The organism is Dokdonella sp. (assembly GCF_039926425.1).
Lineage (GTDB): Bacteria > Pseudomonadota > Gammaproteobacteria > Xanthomonadales > Rhodanobacteraceae > Dokdonella_A.
Genome location: NZ_JBDSWZ010000188.1, coordinates 14,978 through 33,162, shown reverse-complemented (window position 1 = coordinate 33,162; position 18,185 = coordinate 14,978). Strand labels below are relative to the sequence as shown.

Genomic DNA, 18,185 nt, shown 5'->3' with positions numbered 1-18,185 from the left:
CTTCCGGGGACGCCGATCTTCGAAGGCCAGTTCATCTGGAAAGCCAACGACACGATCACCGACTTGCTGCGTGAGCGCGGCGTGCTGCTGGCCGCCTCGAAAATCATCCACAGCTACCCGCATTGCTGGCGGCACAAGACGCCGGTTGCGTTTCGCATGACGCCGCAGTGGTTCATCGGCATGGAGCAGGCGGGCTTGCGTGAAGCAGCGTTGAAATCCGTGCACCACGATGTGGACTGGTTTCCGGCCTGGGGCGAGGAGCGCATCGCCGGCATGGTTGCGGGCCGGCCCGACTGGTGCATCTCGCGCCAGCGTACCTGGGGCGTACCGATTGCGCTGTTTGTCGACAAGGCGACACAGCATCCGCATCCGCGCAGCGTCGAACTGATGGAACAAGTGGCTCAACGCGTCGAGAAGGAGGGCGTCGACGCGTGGTACACCCTCGATGCGCGCGAGTTGCTTGGCGCGGATGCCGACCAGTACGACAAGGTCGTCGACATTCTCGATGTCTGGTTCGATTCCGGAGTCACGCATTGGTGCGTGCTGGACCAGCGCGCCGAACTCGCGCGCAAGCCGGGTGACAAGGTGATGTATCTGGAAGGCTCGGACCAGCATCGCGGCTGGTTCCAGTCCTCCTTGCTGACGTCGACCGCGCTGCATGGACGTGCACCCTACGACGTCGTGCTGACGCACGGATTCGCGGTCGATGCGCAGGGCCGCAAGATGTCCAAGTCGCTCGGCAACGTCGTCGCGCCGCAAAAGGTCGTCGATGCGCTCGGGGCGGATGTGCTGCGTCTGTGGGTCGCGTCGACCGACTATCGCAACGAGATGAGCGTGTCGGACGAAATCCTGAAGCGCGTTGCCGATTCCTACCGTCGCATCCGCAATACCGCGCGCTTCCTGCTCGGGAATCTGGACGGATTCGATCCGTCGAAACACCTGGTGCCGGTCGACCGGTGTCTGCTGCTCGACCAGTGGGCGGTGCAGCAGGCGTACGACGTGCAGCAGGCGGTGATCGCAGCGTATGCGCGCCATGATTTTCCGGAGATCGTTGCGCGCGTGCAGAATTTCTGCACCAACGAACTCGGTTCGCTGTATCTGGACATCACCAAGGACCGCCTCTACACGATGCAGGCGGACAGTTCCGCCCGGCGCAGCGCGCAAGGCGCGATGTACCGCATCGTCGAAGCGCTGGTGCGCTGGATCGCACCGATCGTGTCGTTCACCGCGGAGGAGATCTGGCCGCTGATTCCCGGCGAGCGTGGCGAGAGCGTGCTGTTCGAAACGTGGTACGACGGGCTCGCGGCCACGCAAGGGTCGCCTGACCAGCGAAAGTTCTGGTCGGATCTTCTGGCCATCCGTAGCGGGGCGTCCCGTTTGCTCGAAGGCATGCGAGGAGCCGGCACGATTGGCGCTTCGCTGCAGGCCGATGTGGTCGTGCATGCGGACGAAGCGACGCGGGCGCGTTATGCCGACGTCGCCGACGAGTTGCGTTTCTTTTTCATCACATCGAAGCTCGAGCTTGCCGATCTTGCGGTTCGCCCCGATCCCACCGAACGAACCGACGTGCAGGGCATCGAGATGGACGGCGCGGAAGTCTGGGTGGCCGCGAAACCGAGCGATGCGCGCAAATGCATCCGCTGCTGGCACTACAGAACCGATGTCGGAGCGCACGCCGAGCACCCCGACATCTGCGGGCGCTGCGTCGAGAATGTCGATGGCCACGGTGAAACGCGGCGGTGGTTCTGATGAGAGCGTCTCCCAATGCATTGCCGTGGTTATCGTTGTCGTTGGTGATCATCGCGCTCGATCAGCTGACCAAGCACATCGTGCTGATCGCACTGCAACCGTACGTTCCGAAGGAAGTGATCGCCGGGCTCCTCAACTGGACGCTCGCGTTCAATACCGGCGCCGCGTTCAGTTTTCTCGCAGGCGCCGATGGGTGGCAGCGCTGGCTGTTCGGTGCGCTGGCGATTGGCGTCAGCGCGATGCTCGCGTTCTGGCTCAGTCGCACGGAACGGCGCGACTGGCGCAACGCCCTGCCGTTCTCCCTGATCATCGGAGGAGCCATCGGCAACCTGATCGACCGCCTGCGACTCGGGCATGTCACCGATTTCATCCAGGTCTATCATCAGGACTGGGTGTTTCCCTCGTTCAACATTGCCGACTCGGCGATCTCGATCGGTGCGGTGCTGTTGGTCGTTGGCGGCTTTGCGAGTAGGAAATCGCCGGACGCTGGCGGATAATCGTCGAATGGAAGTGCTGCTCGCCAATCCCCGTGGATTCTGTGCCGGCGTCGATCGCGCGATCGAGATCGTCGAGCGTGCACTGGAAACGTTCGGTGCGCCGATTTACGTGCGCCACGAAGTCGTGCACAACCGTTTCGTCGTCGACAAGCTCCGTGGGCAGGGTGCGGTGTTCGTCGACGAACTGGCCGAAGTGCCCGACGGCTCCACGGTCATTTTCAGCGCGCACGGAGTGTCGCAGAGCGTTCGGGTTGAGGCCGGCGATCGCGGCCTGCGCGTATTCGACGCCACGTGCCCTCTCGTCACCAAGGTGCACATGGAAGTCGCGCGTCACGGCAAGGCCGGACGCGATGTCGTTCTGATCGGTCATGCCGGCCATCCGGAGGTCGAGGGCACGATGGGGCAGTGGGATCCGGCCAACGCGGGTGCGATCCATCTGGTGGAAACGCCGGAGTGCGTGGCTCACATCACGCCGCGCGATCCGCTGCAGATTGCATTTGCGACCCAGACGACGTTATCCATCGACGATACGCGGAAGGTCATCGAGGCTCTGCAAAAGCGCTTTCCCGCCATTCAGGGTCCGCGTCACGACGACATCTGCTATGCGACGCAGAATCGGCAGGATGCGGTGCGGACACTCGGTCAGCAGTGCGACCTCGTTCTCGTGGTGGGTTCGCCCAACAGTTCCAACTCCAATCGCCTGCGCGAATTGGCCGGCAAGCAGGGCGTGCCTGCGTACCTGATCGACGGCGCGGCCGACATCCGCCCCGAATGGCTGGTGGGGAGGACACGGATTGGCGTCACGGCCGGCGCGTCAGCGCCGGAAAGCCTGGTGCGCGACGTCATTGCGCGGCTGCAGGAAGCCGGGGCCGCGAGTGTACGCGAGCTCGATGGCGAGCCGGAGAACGTCACGTTCGCGTTACCCAAAGAGCTCCGCTTGCGCGTAGTCGCCTGACCCGCCAGCGACGCCTGGCCGTCTCTTCCCGCCACTCATCCGCCGAATGGTACCGGGCACCGAGCATCGGCTTGCGTGTCGACAAAGGCCGGACTACGGTCCAGCCTGTCGCCAACTGGACGATGCAGGGGAATCATGGTGGTTCAAAATCACTCAAGCGTGAATCGCCATTGGCGGCAGTCGGGCGGATTCACGCTGATCGAAATGATGGTGACGATCGCCATTGTCGCGATCCTGGCTGCGATTGCGTTGCCGAGTTATCAGCAGGCAATCAAGACCAATCGCGTCACGGCTGATACCAACGATCTGATCAGTGCATTCAACATCGCCCGCAACGAAGCGATCTCCCGCGGACATCCGGTCAGTGTCTGCGCCAGTTCGAACGGAACAAGTTGCGCAGGCGTTGCTGTAACGGACTGGAGCAGTGGATGGATCGCATTCACCGACTATGGGGCACCTGGTGTGCTGGAGGCTGGATTGGGCGATCAGGTGGTCCGGGTTTGGGGCAAAGCCAACATCAACGACACCGTGAAATCGACCTCGTTCGGCTATGTGATGTTCAATCGCACGGGCGTCGCGAGAATCGGAAATGCCAATCTCGCTGGAGGCACTTTCACAATCACACCCTCGAGTTGCCAAGCGAACCAGCAGCGATCGCTGTCCATTACCCGGATGGGACGCACCGCCGCAACCGTCAACGGAACCTGCTTATGACCCCGTCAACGCACGCCCACGTGTTCGTCATTCGAACGGCGTCAACGTCGCGCGGCTTTTCACTTCTGGAAGTGCTGATTGCGATCCTGATTTTCAGCTTCGGCATGCTCGGATTGGCGGCGCTCCAGAGCTTTTCAGTGAAGAGCAATCAGAGCGCCAATTTCCGCACGCAGGCGACGTCGCTTGCGTACATGATCATTGACCGCATGCGGGCGAACCCTGAAGCTGTTCTGCAGGGTCAGTATCTGGCCCGTTATACGCTGCCGGCCGATTGCAACACGGCTCCGCCAGCGTCGCCTCCCGCGGCCGCTCACGACATCGCAGTGTGGCGGCAGGAAATGTGCCGGCAGCTTCCCGACGGCCAAGGGGATATCTCGTTTCCGGGCGGGACCGTGGTCGTTGCAATCAAATGGACCGATTCGCGTTGGGCATTGAACGCGGCGGATAGAAGTAAGGAATTCTTCCTGACGACGACGCTATGACGACCTCCATCGCAACCATGGATTTCAGGTTTCGTGATTCGCAACGTGGCATCTCGTTGATCGAGCTGCTCGTGGCACTCGCGATCGCAGCACTTCTGCTTCTCGGGTTGAGCCAGGTGTTCATCGGCTCCAAGGATGCGTATCGATTGCAGGAAGGCATGTCGCGGGTGCAGGAAAATGCGCGCTTCGTCACGCAGTATCTCGAGCAGAATGTCCGCATGGCCGGCTACATGGGCTGCGGCAACGACATCGACCTTACGAACAAGTCCGGTACCCCGCCCGCTTTTTTGAACCATCTTCGACGGATCACCTCCGGTTTGGGAGTCGCTCCACCGATTCAGGACGCTCTGACTGCAGTTGAGCGATTTCAAAGGCCTATCGAGGGGTTTACCTACACCGGTGCAACCGTCGACTCCATTCCGCTGGCTGTCGGCGCAGCCGCAGATTGGACGCCTGTTCTCGACTCCCTCGACACCGGGAGCTTGATTGACAGCCCGGCCAAGGGCTCCGACATCCTGATGTTGAGAATCATCAGTGACGAAAGCACACCGTTGAACGGCAATTTCGACATGGCCGCAGGAAGCTTTTCGGTCACCGATCCAACGTTCGTCGAGCCGCTCAAAACCTATGCGATCACCAACTGCTCCAACGCGCGGATCTTCAGGGCGTCGGCGCGGCCTGTTGGCACCAATCCAGTTCTTGCTTTGCCCGCCGACAACCTTCTGAAGCTGGTGCCAACTGCAACGTCGACCTGGACGGGAACGTTCGCCAACCTGCAATTCAACCAGAGCGGCACGATCCTCAATGCGGAAGTGCACAAGGCGGAGTACTTGGCGATCTACGTCGGGCTGCGACCGGATCCCGTCAATGGACCCGTGCCGGTCCTCAAGGTTGTCAGTGACGGCGTTGTGAATGAACTGGCGGACAACGTGGAAATCATGCGCCTTTGGTACGGCGTAGACACCAATGGCGATGGCGCGGTGGACAAATACGTGCGCGCGAACGATCCACCTCTTAATGACGTCTCCAGCAAAAACGCACGTGATGCGGCATGGCGCAAGGTGTTGAGCGTGCGCATTGCGCTATTGATGCGCAGCCAGGACAGCGCATCGGTGGTGGCGCATACGGGCACGACAGCCCGCGACAATGTGTTCAAGTACTTTGATGCGTCGTCGAAGCGTCCGGATGATCGGCGCTTCAGGGACGTCTATACCACCACGATTGCGTTGCGCAATCGACTCGGCAACTACTAAGAGGCTCGCACGATGCGCGCAATGCACGTGTTTCCCGATCGACGTGGCCAGCGCGGTGTCGTGCTGTTTGTGGGATTGATCATGTTGTTGCTGCTTACACTGATCGGCATCACATCGATGCAGGTCACACTGTTGCAGGAGCGGATGGCTGGCAATTTCAAGATCCAGCACGATGCCTTCGAAGCTACGGAAGGCCTTCTGAAAACCACGCGCGATCAGCTCAACGCTGCCGCGAACTCAAGTGGCGCGTTGTATTTCTCGCCGGATGCGACGGTGAACGCAGCGTTGAAACCGGCGTGGGACATCTGGCTCTCAACCGAGCCGACCGCTCCGCTGACGCAGGTCGCTGCACACACGTCTGTGGGTTCTCCGCCGGCAGTCATTGGTGCTCACATCCTCAAATATTTTGTCGTATCGGCGCTTTCCCAGGACGACCCCGGACGTTATGGCGGCAACTCCGCCAATGCCGGCGACGCGAAGGCGGCGGTTCAAGGCGTTTTCATCTATTGAGAAGCGACGCCTGTCGTCGTTTTGGAGTGTAACCATGAAGTTGCTCGACATTCGTTGGTCCATTGCCGCTGCTGCGCTTACGGCTCTCGCTATTTTCGATCCGGCCGATGCGCTCGCCCAGTCGATTCCGATTTCCGAAATTCCGCTGTTCACGAAAGCTTCGCAGCCGCCTCTGAACATGTTGGTGGTCGGCAAAGACCATAAACTCTTCTACGAGGCCTACAACGACGCGTCGGATCTCAACGGCGATGGCACGGTCGATGTCGGGTATCAACCGACGATCGAGTATTTCGGGTACTTCAATTCCTATCAGTGCTACACGTATTCGGGCGGCGTGTTCACGGCGCAAGGCACCACGGCAACCAAAAAATGCTCCGGGCAATGGAGCGGCGATTTTCTCAACTATCTCACCACTTCACGCATCGATGCGTTGAGAAAAGTGCTCTACGGCGGAACGCGTTCTACTGACACAGCCACCCAAACCATTCTGGAGCGCGCGTACATTCCGCAGGACGCCCACAGTTGGGGCAAGGAATACCAGAGCGTCGCTCGCGATGGCTACAACATTGCGGACTACGCGCCCTACGTCGCCCCCGCTGCCAACCGCTATCTTCTGTTTGCCAACACCACCCTGTTGGATTCGGTTACCAACCTGCGCAATCCGGATGGACCGCCGCTGCTCCGCGTCATGCAGGACAGCCCTTTCAGAATCTGGAACTGGGTGTCGATCGAGCGGCCGGTTGCCGGCGACGATTGCTTCACTGCCGCGAACGCTCGCGTCAACTGCCTTGCGAGCGGCCCTGCTCCGGCGAGCGGCAGCCCGGCCAACGCTGCGGAATTTCAGGCACTCAAGGACAACTACGCCCGTACGGACAACCTATTCGGCACGGATGTGACGGATACGATCAACACCACTCCATCGTCGAGTAACAACAATCCTTTCCAAGCCGATCCCGACGAACGCTATCTCACCATCATGACCGGCACCATCCGCATCAACAGCGGGGACGGAGGCAATTACCTGTTCGCGATCGACGGCGACGACTCCGTGGAATTGTGGATCGACGGAACGTTGGGAGTCGGTTGGTACAGCGGGCATGCCGATTGCGGAGCGTTACCTGCCGCTGCCGCCTGTCTCACGTCGCATTCGACAGCAGCGATCAATCTTGCAGCGGGCAACCACACGGTGGAATTCCGCCATCAGGAGCAGACAGGCGGCGACAACTTTCGCCTGTATTGGAAGCCTCCATACGCCTCGACGACTTGGGCCATCGTGCCGAAAAGAACGAGTGGTAGCAACGGCGCCAGTGGCCTTGATGGAGGCGTGACGCGCAATTTCTACGATCTGACGAAGGCTCCTCCGACCGGCGCGGCGCGTACCGACTTTACCGTACGAGTCGAAGTGTGCAGCAACACTTACGCGGTCCATGAAGGTTGCAAGAAATACACGGACTCGACGACGGCGGCGACCGTTTACAAGCCGACGGGCTTGTTGCACGACTACGGTGAAGATGGGCGCATGAAGTTCGGATTGCTCATGGGTTCCTACATGCACAATCGCCAGGGTGGCGTGCTCCGAAAGGAAATGGGCGGATTCGTAGATGAAGTCGACCAGGACAATGGACGGTTCAAGTGGCATGAAGCCGCCGCATTCAAGGGCATCATCAGTTCGCTCGACGGCCTCAAGATCAACAGTTTCGAGCGAAATTACTCGCACGACTACGCTTGCAACAGCAGTGGCTGGACCGGACCAGTCGCCGACGGAGTGTGCCGAATCTGGGGCAATCCGATTGGTGAAATGATGTTCGAAACGCTGCGTTATTTCGCAGGCGCGACTGCACCGACACCGGACTATGTCTACACGAATGCCGGATCGGACGACGCGACCCTCAATATGCCGGAAGTGACAACGTGGCGGGATCCCTACAAGTCCGTTGCGAGCGGCGGCCTTGGAAATCTCGCGTGCGCCAAACCGTTCGAAACGGTGATTAGCGACATCAATCCTTCCTACGATTCCAACCTGCCAGGCGGCGCATGGGGTGGTGCACCTGGCGGTGCCCTTCCGGCAGGACTGAGCGGAATCAACGCTTCGGCACTTGGCTCCGCCATGTGGGCAAATGAGGGTAACGGCACCGAGAACGTGTATATCGGGCAGGTTGGCGCCACGGCCGACGGCGCACCCACCTCCAAGAGCGTCTCCTCGTTTGGTGATATCCGCGGATTGAGTCCCGAAGAACCGACCAAGGAAGGCAGTTATTACTCAGCCTCCATGGCGTTCTTCGGCGCCACACATGATCTCAATGCCCAGGACAGCGAACAGAAGCTTCAGACGTTTTCCGTCGCTGTGGCATCGCCGCTGCCCCACATCGAGTTTCCTGCAGGCGGCAACAGTAAAATCACACTGGTTCCGTTTGCCAAATCTGTCGCGGGCGGGGGAACGGTGACAAATGGTGCATTCCAGTCAACCAATCAGATCGTTGATTTCTACGTCGAAAAGATTGCCAACTTCGGCAGCGCTCCGACCGACAGCGCCATCAACGGAGGACGCGCCTACGCGAAATTCCGCATCAACTACGAGGATATCGAACAGGGCAACGACCATGACATGGATGCGATTGCCAGCTACGAAGTAAAGTCGAACGCGGATTCTTCGGTCACCGTTACGCTCAATTCCGAATACGCTGCCGGCGGCGTCGTTCAGCACATGGGCTATGTGATCTCCGGCAGCAATGCGGACGGAATCTATCTCGAAGTGCGTGACGTTGACACCGCAGCAGCTTCCGATCCCCGATACCGGTATGACACGCCAGACGGTTTCGCGGCCGGCGGCTGCGTGGTCACCGGCAGCTATGTTCCTAGCACTGCTTGTCCCAACGGTCCCTCGCTACCGCTCAACCACGCACGGACCTATACGGCGGGGACGACCGCACCGGCGACATTCCTGAACGACCCGCTGTGGTATGCCGCGAAATACGGCGGGTTCAAGGACGTCAACAACAACGGCTTGCCCGATAACGGTGAGTGGGATGCGAACGTTGCTGGCACCCCGGACAATTATTTTCTCGTGACAAATGCCCTCGGACTGAAGGCGCAGCTCCAGAAAGCGTTCGACCAAATCATTCAGGACGCCCAGCCAGTGGGGAGCGCGGCAGCCAGTGGTTCGCGCTATGTGCCGAGTGGCTCGCTTGCATACCAGGCGTCCTACCTGGCAACCGACTGGACCGGCGACCTGAAAGCGTTCCCGCTGAATTCAGACGGCTCCCTTGGCGCTGCACCGACGTGGGATGCAAATCTCAAACTTCCCGCTCCAGCTGCGCGTAAGGTTTTCACCTCGAGGCTGTCGACAGGCGCGTTCAGTGGAATTCCCTTCACGTCCACCGGGCTGACGGCAGCCGGGTTGGACACTACGCTCATGGGAACACTCAACACGACAACCTACAACTTGGGCGATGTCGTCGCGTATCTGCGTGGCGACCAGAGCAAGGAAACGAATCAGACTCTGCCCGGACCGTATCGGGCGCGCACCAGCAAGATCGGAGATATCCTCGATTCGACTCCGACGGTGGCCTTCGCCGAAGGATACGGCTACCAGAACTTGCCGGCCACGGTGAGTGGGCAGGCGAGTGGCAGCGGCTCGTATCAGACATTCGTTTCCAACAAATCCGCAACTCCTTACGTATATGTTGGCGCCAATGACGGAATGCTTCACGCGTTCGATGGTTCTGCATCGCTGTCGGGTGGAAAGGAGCTTTTCTCCTATATACCGAATTCGGTCATCCCCAAGCTCAACCGATTGGTCCAGCCCAGTTACGCGCATACGTACTACGTGAATGGAACGCCGCGATTGGGTGACGTTTTCGACGGATCCTGGAAGACGCTTCTGATCGGCGCAACGGGCGCCGGCGCGAGATCCGTGTTCGGGCTGGACGTGACGAATCCCCTGTCATTCGGCACATCGAACGTGTTGTGGGAGTTCAACGATCAGCTCGACAACGACATGGGTGTGTCGATCGGCATTCCGTCGCTTCCCACCATTACCGCCGCTGGAAAATGGGTCACCGCGTTTGGCAACGGTTACAACAGCGCACGCAATCGTGCGGAGCTGTTCATCCTCGATGCCAAGACCGGCGTGAAACTCGACGAGATCGACACATTAAGCGGCGGAAACTCGACGTCGGCGAACTGTGGCTTGGCAACCGGCCCGAATGATTGTCCGAATGGGTTGTCGAGCGCAGTGATGATTGACAGCGACCTCGATGGCACAGGCGACACAATCTATGCCGGCGACTATCTCGGCAACCTGTGGAAATTCACATGTACGCCGGACACAATGCCCATCGATGCGACGCACCTTGCCCACCAGTGCACAACTCCGTGGAAGGTGGGATTGAACGGACGTCCGCTGATCAAGGCGCAGGATTCGAACGGACTGCGTCAGCCGATCACCAGCGGCGTATATGCGATCCACAATCCACTCGGTGGGAGCATCGTGTATTTCGGCACGGGCAGGTATCTGCTGGTGAACGATGCGAATCCGTCCAGCGGAACGTTGATCAATTCGATCTATTCGGTGTGGGACAACCCCAACAACACCGGCACAACGCTGACGCGCGGTGACCTGCAGCAGCAGACAGTCACGTCCTACAGTGCGGCGACTGGGTTTGTCGGTGTTTCGTCCAACCTTTTCGACTACGAACCCGCATTCCCGCGGACGGGCGCCAATTCGAAGATGGGTTGGTACCTCGATCTTGTCTCACCGAGCGGGTCGGATCCGATGACCAGCGAGCGGGTGATTGCGGCACCGACCGGCATTCTCGGATCTTTGCTCGTCAATGCGTTTCGACCGACCGGAGACCTCTGCCTTCCGGGTGGTCAGAACACGTTCTTCGAGTTGAATCTGCTCAATGGATCGGCGGCGTTTTCGGTTCTTCCTGGCGGAAGTGCACTTCCACCCGGAGGAACAGGTGGCTCCGATCTCGGGAACGGTCCGCCACTGGGGTCGCCGAATCCGGTGATCAGCATTCCGGGCCAGCCGGGCATCCCGTCGATCGGCTGTCCGGCGAGCGATCCGACGTGCACGCCGCCAGCGTCGTATTGCACGCCTGACATTCCGGGATATCCGCGGTGCGCTCCTCCACCTTGGTGCCAGCCGGGCAGTGCATGCATTAAACCGACTGGTTGTGCACCCGGCGTTCCAGGTTGGCCGTACACCGGGGCCTGCGCGGTAGCGGGCCAGGAATGCAAGTGGTTCAATCCGGGTACGCCCGTCGGAAATCTCATTGCATGTCGCATCTCGTGGCGACAACTCCGTTGATTCTCCGCCGCGGGCGCGAAAGCGTCCGCGGCTTTGCAGGAGCAAACTGATGCGCAACAAAGGCTTTACGCTGATCGAATTGCTGATTGTGGTGGGGATCGTTGCGGTCCTTGCCGCGATTGCGCTGCCCAGCTACCAGGACTCGGTCAGAAAGAATCGGCGAGCGCAAGCTAAAGCCGATTTGACCGAAATGGCACAAGGGTTGGAACGGCAATACACGATCGATCGATCGTATTCGGCGTATGCGTTGCCGTTTACCAATTCGCCGAGAGACCCGGGTGCCGCTATTGGATACACAATCACCAATCCGGGAATGACGGCGAAAACCTATAAGCTGACTGCCACCCCCACAACGATCCAGCAGGCAGACCGCTGCGGGACGCTCACTCTCGACCAATTGGGAGTCAAACATTATTCCAGCTCCAATGGCGACGACAGCGCATGCGGTTGGGGTACCATCGGCCCATGACCGGTTTGCCCACGATGGTTGAGACTTGACCGGGACCCCGGATATACTCCGCGCCCCGTGCCGGAATAGCTCAGTTGGTAGAGCGCGTCATTCGTAATGATGAGGTCGTAGGTTCGATTCCTATTTCCGGCACCACGTCTGCCCGGCTCGCGCAACGCGGGCTTCAATGGAAAGTGCGTTGCTCCGCTTGATGTTCCATGTCGTCGGGGCGACCGCGTCGCGTCAATGCCTGACCGGATGTTTTTGGGGCGGTTAGCTCAGCGGTAGAGCATTGCCTTCACACGGCAAGGGTCGCAGGTTCGATCCCTGCACCGCCCACCAGAGTGCGAAAAGGCCGGATCGCGATCCGGCCTTTTCATTGGCCGCCGATCGTTGTCGCCGTTCGTCTCGGCAGGGTGGTGCGCTAGCCGTGTCGCAGACGCGCCTGTTAACCTGCGCAGCCCGACAAAGTCGCTCGCGCGAAAACCGATTGCTTGATGCAGCACATGACTGAAGCCTCTTCGACCAGCCACGACTCGATCCGCGCGGTGCGTTGGCAGGGCGATCATCTGCGCCTGCTCGATCAGCGCCGACTGCCTTCCGAGGAAACGTACATCGACTGCCGAAGCGTCGATGACGTCGTCGACGCAATCCGCGATCTCGCGGTTCGCGGCGCCCCTGCGATTGGAATTTCGGCCGCGTGGGGTGTCGTGCTGGCGGCCCGGAATGACCCTGGGAAACTGGATGCCGCGCTTTCCGCATTGCGCGCGGCGCGTCCAACGGCGGTCAATCTCATGTGGGCTCTCGATCGCATGAAGAAGGCGATCGTGCGGAATTCCTCTGCAGATGCCCTCGCGGATGAAGCGCAGGCGATCCAGGATGAGGATCTCGCTGCGAACCGCCACATGGGCGAGCTGGGTGCCGGCTTGCTGGACGCAGACACAGGGGTGTTGACCCACTGCAACACCGGGTCGCTTGCGACTGCGGGCTACGGAACCGCGTTGGGTGTCATCCGCGCAGGGGTGGATAGCGGGCGGATCGCGCGCGTCTTCGCGGGCGAAACCCGACCTTGGTTGCAGGGTGCGCGCCTCACGATGTGGGAACTCCTGCGGGACGGAATTCCGGCGACGCTGGTCGCGGATTCTGCGGCAGCGCATCTGATGAAAAGTGGTCAGGTCCAATGGGTCGTCGTCGGCGCAGACCGGATTGCAGCCAACGGTGATACCGCAAACAAGATCGGCACGTATCAACTGGCGATCAGCGCCAAGCACCATGGCGTGCGATTCATGGTGGTGGCGCCCTCATCCACGGTGGATATGTCCACTCCTGACGGCGAAGCGATCGACATCGAACTGCGATCGCCCGATGAGTTGTTTGCGTACGCAGGCCAGCGAACGGTGGCGGCTGGCGCGCAGGCGTGGAACCCGGTCTTCGATGTGACGCCCGCGTCATTGATCGACGCAATCGTGACGGAACTCGGTGTGGTGCATCGCCCGGACGAGGCGGGCATGAACCGGCTGTTCGGCAATGTGCGCTGATGGAATGCAACGCGCGTCTTGGCAGCGGCTTGCTTGTCGTCGACAGGCTCGATTTGACCGACGCTCGGTCGAGGACTGCTGATCTGCAGTTCGCTCCAGTCGTTGCCAGGCGTGGCAAGCGGGTTCGCGATGGAGTTCCCCAATGAACGTTGCAGTCCACACGTAACGCTGCGAAGGATCGAGGCATGTTGCGCAAGCAAATCCTGTTGTTCGCGGTCGTCGGTGTGGCCGGCTTTGTCGTCGATGCGGGTGTCGTGCAGCTTCTGGTACGCGAGTTCGCGGTCAATCCCTACGCTGCGCGCATCGTGTCTTTCCTCGCCGCAGCGACCACCACCTGGAGTTTCAATCGCCGCTATACATTCGCTGGCCACAGCAGTGGCAGCCGACGCGCAGAACTCCTGCGCTATCTTGCGGCGATGGTGCTCGGCTTCGGGTTGAATTACGGAACCTATGCGGCCTGCCTCGTGTTTTGGCCGCTGGTGCATCAGTGGCCTGCGATCGGCGTTGCCGCGGGCTCTGTCGCTGGCGCAATCGTGAATTTCGTGATGTCGAAATACTGGATATTCCGCGTGCCCGCAAAGCGTGTCCATTGATGACCGTGCGATGCATGGGTCGCTGCGGAACGCACCCGCGGGCGTCCTCTTCGCGTGTCGTGTCAGTGAAATTGGACTGACGTTCCGCTGCGCGTAAGTGCCGCTGCCGACTGGAAAAACGCTGCTCTGCAGCACCCGGTATGGTAAGATTTCGTGTTGCGTTCGAGCGTGCCTGACAGACGGTTCCCGAGCCAGCGTCAGCGTCGTTCACAACGCATGTTTCCGACAAGGAAACCCCGCGTTTTCGACGTGCGTTCTCCGAAATCCAGACTTGCAGAGGGTTCCTGATGGCTGAGCTGGCCAAAGAAGTCATTCGCGTCAATATCGAGGACGAAGTCCGCAAGAGTTACCTCGACTACGCGATGAGCGTGATCGTCGGACGAGCCCTTCCCGACGTGCGCGACGGCCTCAAGCCGGTCCATCGGCGAACGCTCTACGCGATGCACGAAGCAAACACCACGTGGAATCGTCCGTACGTCAAATGCGCGCGCGTCGTCGGCGAGGTGATGGGTAAATTCCATCCGCACGGCGATTCCTCGATCTACGACGCACTGGTCCGAATGGCGCAGGATTTTTCGATGCGCTACATGCTGGTCGACGGCCAGGGAAACTTCGGCTCGGTCGACGGCGATGAAGCCGCGGCGATGCGCTACACCGAATGCCGCCTCGAGCGGTTCGCCTCCGAACTGCTCGCTGACATCGACAAGGAAACCGTCGACTACCAGCCGAACTACGACGAAAAGGAACTCGAGCCGACGGTCCTTCCGACGCGCATCCCGAACCTGCTGGTCAACGGATCGTCCGGTATTGCAGTCGGCATGGCGACGAACATTCCGCCGCACAACATCAATGAAGTGCTCGCGGCGTGCATTGCTCTGATCGACGATCCCGAAATCGGTTTCGACGATTTGATGCTCCTGATCCCGGGGCCGGATTTTCCGACTGCCGGAATCATCAACGGGTCTGCCGGAATCGTCGAAGCCTACAAGACCGGTCGTGGTCGAATTCTCGTGCGCGCCAAGGCGGACATCGAGACGGAAGACAACGGCCGCGAAACGATCATCGTCACCGAGCTTCCGTTCCAGGTGAACAAGGCGCGGCTGATCGAGAAGATCGCCGAGCTGGTGAAGGAAAAGCGTATCGAGGGGATCACGGAACTCCGTGACGAGTCGGACAAGGATGGTCTGCGCGTCGTACTGGAAGTGCGTCGCGACACCTCGGCGGATGTGCTGCTCAACAATCTGTTCCAGCAGACGCAGTTGCAGGTCACGTTCGGCATCAACATGGTTGCGCTGCTCGATGGCCAGCCACGCACGCTCAGCCTGCGCGAGATTCTCGACGCGTTCATCCGTCATCGTCGCGAAGTCGTTACGCGCCGCACGATCTTCGATTTGCGCAAGGCGCGTGCGCGCGCACACATCGTCGAAGGCCTCACCGTCGCGCTCGCCAACATCGACGAGATGATCGAGCTGATCAAGACATCGCCCAACTCCGACGAGGCGAAGCAGCGCATGCTGGCGCGTCGCTGGGAACCGGGCATGGTCCGCTCGCTGCTTGCCGCTGCAGGTGCGGACGCGTCGCGGCCAGAAGACATGTCGGTCGAAAACGGCCTGCAGTCCGACGGCTACCAGTTGTCGGAAATTCAGGCGAAGGAAATCCTGGAGATGCGCCTGAGCCGCCTGACCGGGCTGGAGCAGGAAAAACTCAGTGACGAATACAAGGATCTGCTGACGACCATCGAGGGCCTGATCGAAATCCTCGAGAATCCGGACGTGCTGCTGAAGATCATCCGCGACGAATTCGTTGCGCTGAAGGAGCAGTACGGCGACGCGCGCCGCACTGCGATCCAGGTCAGTCAGGAAGATCTCGACATCCTCGACCTGATCGAGCCGGAGGACGTCGTCGTGACGCTCTCGCACACGGGCTACGCGAAGCGGCAGCCGGCCAGCATCTATCGTTCGCAACGCCGCGGCGGCAAGGGCCGTTCGGCGACGAACATGAAGGAAGAGGATTTCATCGAGCGGCTGTGGATCGCCAACACACACGACATCCTGCTGGTCTTCACCAGCGCCGGTCGCGTGTTCTGGCTGAAGGTCTACAAGCTGCCGGATGCGGGTCCGAACGCGCGTGGCAAGCCGATCGTGAACCTGCTGCCGCTCGAGGCGGATGAAAAAGTGCAAGCGGTGCAGCCGGTGCGCGAGTTCAGCGAAGACCGCTTCGTGTTCTTCGCAACGCGCAACGGCACGGTGAAGAAAACTCCGCTGACGGAATTCGCCTATCAGCTGCAGCGCGGAAAGATCGCGATCGGACTGGATGACGGCGACGCTCTGGTCGATGTTCAGATCACCGACGGATCGCGCGACATCCTGCTGTTCGCATCGAATGGAAAGGCCGTCCGTTTCGCGGAAGGCGAGGTGCGCTCGATGGGGCGCACCGCCACGGGCGTCCGCGGAATGCGCCTGGCCAAGGGCGAGCAGGTCGTCAGCCTCATCGTCGGTGAGGGAGATGACGACGTCCTCACCGCCACGGCGCGCGGCTTCGGCAAACGCACACCCCTGTCGGAGTATCCGCGCAAGGGGCGTGGCACCCAGGGTGTGATTGCGATCCAGTGCTCCGATCGAAATGGCGCGCTGGTTGGCGCGGTCCAGCTCGGTGCGGCACACGAACTGATGCTGATTTCGAACCAGGGAACGCTCGTGCGGACCCGCTCCAGCGGCATTGCGCTGGTGGGCCGCAATACCCAGGGCGTTACGCTGATTCGGCTGCCTGCGGACGAAGCGCTGGTCGGCGTCGTGAAAGTCGACTCGCTCGGAGATGAAGACGCCGGCGACGTCGTATCGATCGACGGCGACGTTGCGCCGGAATCGCCGCCGACTGTGGAATGACCGCGCGATCGAATGGCGGGCGCAGCGATGCGCCCGCCATTCGATCGATCGTCAGGCTGTCGCCTCGAGCATCGTCTGGGCGTCCGATACCTTGAATTCGCCGGGCGCTTCGACGTTGAGTTTGCGCACCACGCCGTCTTCCGCATAGAGCGCAAATCGCTTTCCGCGTACGCCCATGCCGAACTTGCTGGCATCCATTTCGAGGCCCAGTGACTGCGCAAACGCGCCGTTGCCGTCGGCCAGCATCATCATTCCGTCCGGAACGTTCTGGGTCTTCGCCCACGCATCCATGACGTAGGCGTCGTTGACGGCAATGCACGCGACATCGATGCCGCGTTTCCGGAACTCGGCGAAACGTTCGACGTAACCGGGCAGGTGGCGAGCCGAACACGTCGGCGTGAATGCGCCCGGCACCGAGAAAAGAACCACCTTGCGACCGCCGAAGATCTCCCCGGTGGTGATGGCCTGCACGCCATCCTTCAGAACGTGCAGGGATGCGGCAGGAATGCGGTCGCCAATCTGGATGGTCATCGGGTGGGCCTTGCGCGGGAGAGGAAGACGCGATCATAGCCGCGAAGCGGTCATCCGGCGGCGGCCCTTGAAAGCCGCAACCGCGGACCAATTTTTCCGTCATCGCGGCGACACGTGCCGCACCCACATGCGGAGAAGATTTCATGATTGTCACCCACTACAACCCCTGGCTGGCCCGCGGCAACGCACACGCACGTCACGCGCTGAACCATTATTTCCACACGTCCACCCACGCCGATGTATCGAAGTCAGCCGTTTCGACCGAAGCGCAGGGTTTCGCGCCGCGCGTCGATATCCAGGAGGAAGCGAGCCGCTTCGTCATCCTGGCCGATCTTCCCGGCGTCGACATCGCGGACATCGAGATCCAGATGGACAAAGGCACGTTGTCGCTGAAGGGAGAGCGCAAGGCGATCTCGGCCGTCGACGGCGTGACGTCGACGCGCGTCGAGCGTGCGCATGGTCCTTTTGATCGTCGCTTCGCGTTGCCGGACAGCGCCGATGCGGAAGGCATCACCGCAATCGGGCGCAATGGCGTGGTCGAGATCTCGATTCCGAAGAAGCCGGAAACCACTCCACGTCGCATCGCGATCAACGGATGATCGTTCGCTGCAGGTGTCTGTTCGCGGCGATGCTTATGCGCCGCTGACAGCTTTGGTACGCTGCCTGAAGAGGGGCGGCGTGCCGATCTTCACGATCCGGCCCGCGGTGATGGAACC

The 18,185-nt window shown here is 60.7% G+C and carries 14 protein-coding genes and 2 tRNA genes; 15 read left to right on the top strand and 1 reads right to left on the bottom strand.

All coding sequences use genetic code 11. From position 1 onward, the window contains the following. The 14 genes from ABIV12_RS11190 to gyrA all read left to right on the top strand — a co-directional run. The coding region (locus tag ABIV12_RS11190; RefSeq protein ID WP_348059253.1) for a class I tRNA ligase family protein at nt 1–1,749 on the top strand (1,749 nt) is incomplete at its 5' end. Further along, nucleotides 1,749–2,246 (top strand): signal peptidase II, encoded by a 498-nt coding sequence (gene lspA / locus ABIV12_RS11185; RefSeq protein WP_348059251.1) that lies wholly within the window; start codon nt 1,749–1,751, stop codon nt 2,244–2,246. The genes ABIV12_RS11190 and lspA, both read left to right, overlap by 1 nt. A gap of 7 nt (nt 2,247–2,253) precedes the next feature. Next, entirely contained in the window at nt 2,254–3,201 is a 948-nt protein-coding gene (gene ispH, locus ABIV12_RS11180; RefSeq protein WP_348059249.1) for a 4-hydroxy-3-methylbut-2-enyl diphosphate reductase, read from the top strand. Nucleotides 3,202–3,360: 159 nt separating this feature from the next. Further along, on the top strand, nt 3,361–3,915 hold the full coding sequence (locus ABIV12_RS11175; RefSeq protein ID WP_348059247.1) for a GspH/FimT family pseudopilin: 555 nt from the start codon (nt 3,361–3,363) through the stop codon (nt 3,913–3,915). Continuing rightward, nucleotides 3,912–4,397: a type IV pilus modification protein PilV gene (gene pilV, locus ABIV12_RS11170; protein WP_348059245.1), complete on the top strand. Its 486-nt coding sequence runs from the start codon at nt 3,912–3,914 to the stop codon at nt 4,395–4,397. Before ABIV12_RS11175 ends, pilV begins: the two co-directional genes overlap by 4 nt. After that, nucleotides 4,394–5,650, top strand: coding sequence for a PilW family protein (locus ABIV12_RS11165; RefSeq protein ID WP_348059243.1), 1,257 nt, complete (start codon nt 4,394–4,396; stop codon nt 5,648–5,650). Before pilV ends, ABIV12_RS11165 begins: the two co-directional genes overlap by 4 nt. A gap of 12 nt (nt 5,651–5,662) precedes the next feature. Next, the gene (locus ABIV12_RS11160; protein WP_348059241.1) at nt 5,663–6,160 is read left to right on the top strand and encodes a PilX N-terminal domain-containing pilus assembly protein; all 498 of its coding nucleotides are present in this window, start codon (nt 5,663–5,665) and stop codon (nt 6,158–6,160) included. 34 nt (nt 6,161–6,194) lie between these two features. Then, the gene (locus ABIV12_RS11155; protein WP_348059240.1) at nt 6,195–11,474 is read left to right on the top strand and encodes a PilC/PilY family type IV pilus protein; all 5,280 of its coding nucleotides are present in this window, start codon (nt 6,195–6,197) and stop codon (nt 11,472–11,474) included. 49 nt (nt 11,475–11,523) lie between these two features. After that, the gene (locus ABIV12_RS11150) at nt 11,524–11,943 is read left to right on the top strand and encodes a type IV pilin protein (protein ID WP_348059238.1); all 420 of its coding nucleotides are present in this window, start codon (nt 11,524–11,526) and stop codon (nt 11,941–11,943) included. A 59-nt stretch (nt 11,944–12,002) separates the two neighbouring features. Further along, nucleotides 12,003–12,078: transfer RNA gene (locus ABIV12_RS11145), tRNA-Thr, on the top strand. A 111-nt stretch (nt 12,079–12,189) separates the two neighbouring features. Next, nucleotides 12,190–12,264, top strand: a tRNA-Val gene (locus ABIV12_RS11140). 164 nt (nt 12,265–12,428) lie between these two features. Next, nucleotides 12,429–13,460, top strand: a complete 1,032-nt coding sequence (mtnA, locus tag ABIV12_RS11135; protein WP_348059236.1) for an S-methyl-5-thioribose-1-phosphate isomerase — start codon at nt 12,429–12,431, stop codon at nt 13,458–13,460. A 185-nt stretch (nt 13,461–13,645) separates the two neighbouring features. Next, nucleotides 13,646–14,053, top strand: coding sequence for a GtrA family protein (locus tag ABIV12_RS11130; RefSeq protein ID WP_348059234.1), 408 nt, complete (start codon nt 13,646–13,648; stop codon nt 14,051–14,053). 287 nt (nt 14,054–14,340) lie between these two features. Next, nucleotides 14,341–16,938, top strand: coding sequence for a DNA gyrase subunit A (gene gyrA, locus ABIV12_RS11125; protein ID WP_348059232.1), 2,598 nt, complete (start codon nt 14,341–14,343; stop codon nt 16,936–16,938). Nucleotides 16,939–16,989: 51 nt separating this feature from the next. Here gyrA and ABIV12_RS11120 read toward each other — a convergent pair whose 3' ends face one another. Beyond that, nucleotides 16,990–17,469, bottom strand: coding sequence for a peroxiredoxin (locus tag ABIV12_RS11120; RefSeq protein ID WP_348059230.1), 480 nt, complete (start codon nt 17,467–17,469; stop codon nt 16,990–16,992). Nucleotides 17,470–17,612: 143 nt separating this feature from the next. On the opposite strand from ABIV12_RS11120, the gene ABIV12_RS11115 reads away from it, so the two are divergent. Beyond that, a complete protein-coding gene (locus tag ABIV12_RS11115; protein WP_348059228.1) occupies nt 17,613–18,068 on the top strand; it encodes an Hsp20/alpha crystallin family protein in 456 nt (151 codons plus the stop codon). Nucleotides 18,069–18,185 lie beyond the last annotated feature (117 nt).

Excerpts from the sequence above, each read along its gene's own strand:
- lspA (WP_348059251.1), top strand. The coding sequence starts at position 1,749 with ATGAGAGCGTCTCCCAATGCATTGCCGTGGTTATCGTTGTCGTTGGTG.
- ispH (WP_348059249.1), top strand. The coding sequence starts at position 2,254 with ATGGAAGTGCTGCTCGCCAATCCCCGTGGATTCTGTGCCGGCGTCGAT.
- pilV (WP_348059245.1), top strand. The coding sequence starts at position 3,912 with ATGACCCCGTCAACGCACGCCCACGTGTTCGTCATTCGAACGGCGTCA.
- ABIV12_RS11165 (WP_348059243.1), top strand. The coding sequence starts at position 4,394 with ATGACGACCTCCATCGCAACCATGGATTTCAGGTTTCGTGATTCGCAA.
- ABIV12_RS11160 (WP_348059241.1), top strand. The coding sequence starts at position 5,663 with ATGCGCGCAATGCACGTGTTTCCCGATCGACGTGGCCAGCGCGGTGTC.
- ABIV12_RS11155 (WP_348059240.1), top strand. The coding sequence starts at position 6,195 with ATGAAGTTGCTCGACATTCGTTGGTCCATTGCCGCTGCTGCGCTTACG.
- ABIV12_RS11150 (WP_348059238.1), top strand. The coding sequence starts at position 11,524 with ATGCGCAACAAAGGCTTTACGCTGATCGAATTGCTGATTGTGGTGGGG.
- mtnA (WP_348059236.1), top strand. The coding sequence starts at position 12,429 with ATGACTGAAGCCTCTTCGACCAGCCACGACTCGATCCGCGCGGTGCGT.
- ABIV12_RS11130 (WP_348059234.1), top strand. The coding sequence starts at position 13,646 with ATGTTGCGCAAGCAAATCCTGTTGTTCGCGGTCGTCGGTGTGGCCGGC.
- gyrA (WP_348059232.1), top strand. The coding sequence starts at position 14,341 with ATGGCTGAGCTGGCCAAAGAAGTCATTCGCGTCAATATCGAGGACGAA.
- ABIV12_RS11120 (WP_348059230.1), bottom strand. The coding sequence starts at position 17,469 with ATGACCATCCAGATTGGCGACCGCATTCCTGCCGCATCCCTGCACGTT.
- ABIV12_RS11115 (WP_348059228.1), top strand. The coding sequence starts at position 17,613 with ATGATTGTCACCCACTACAACCCCTGGCTGGCCCGCGGCAACGCACAC.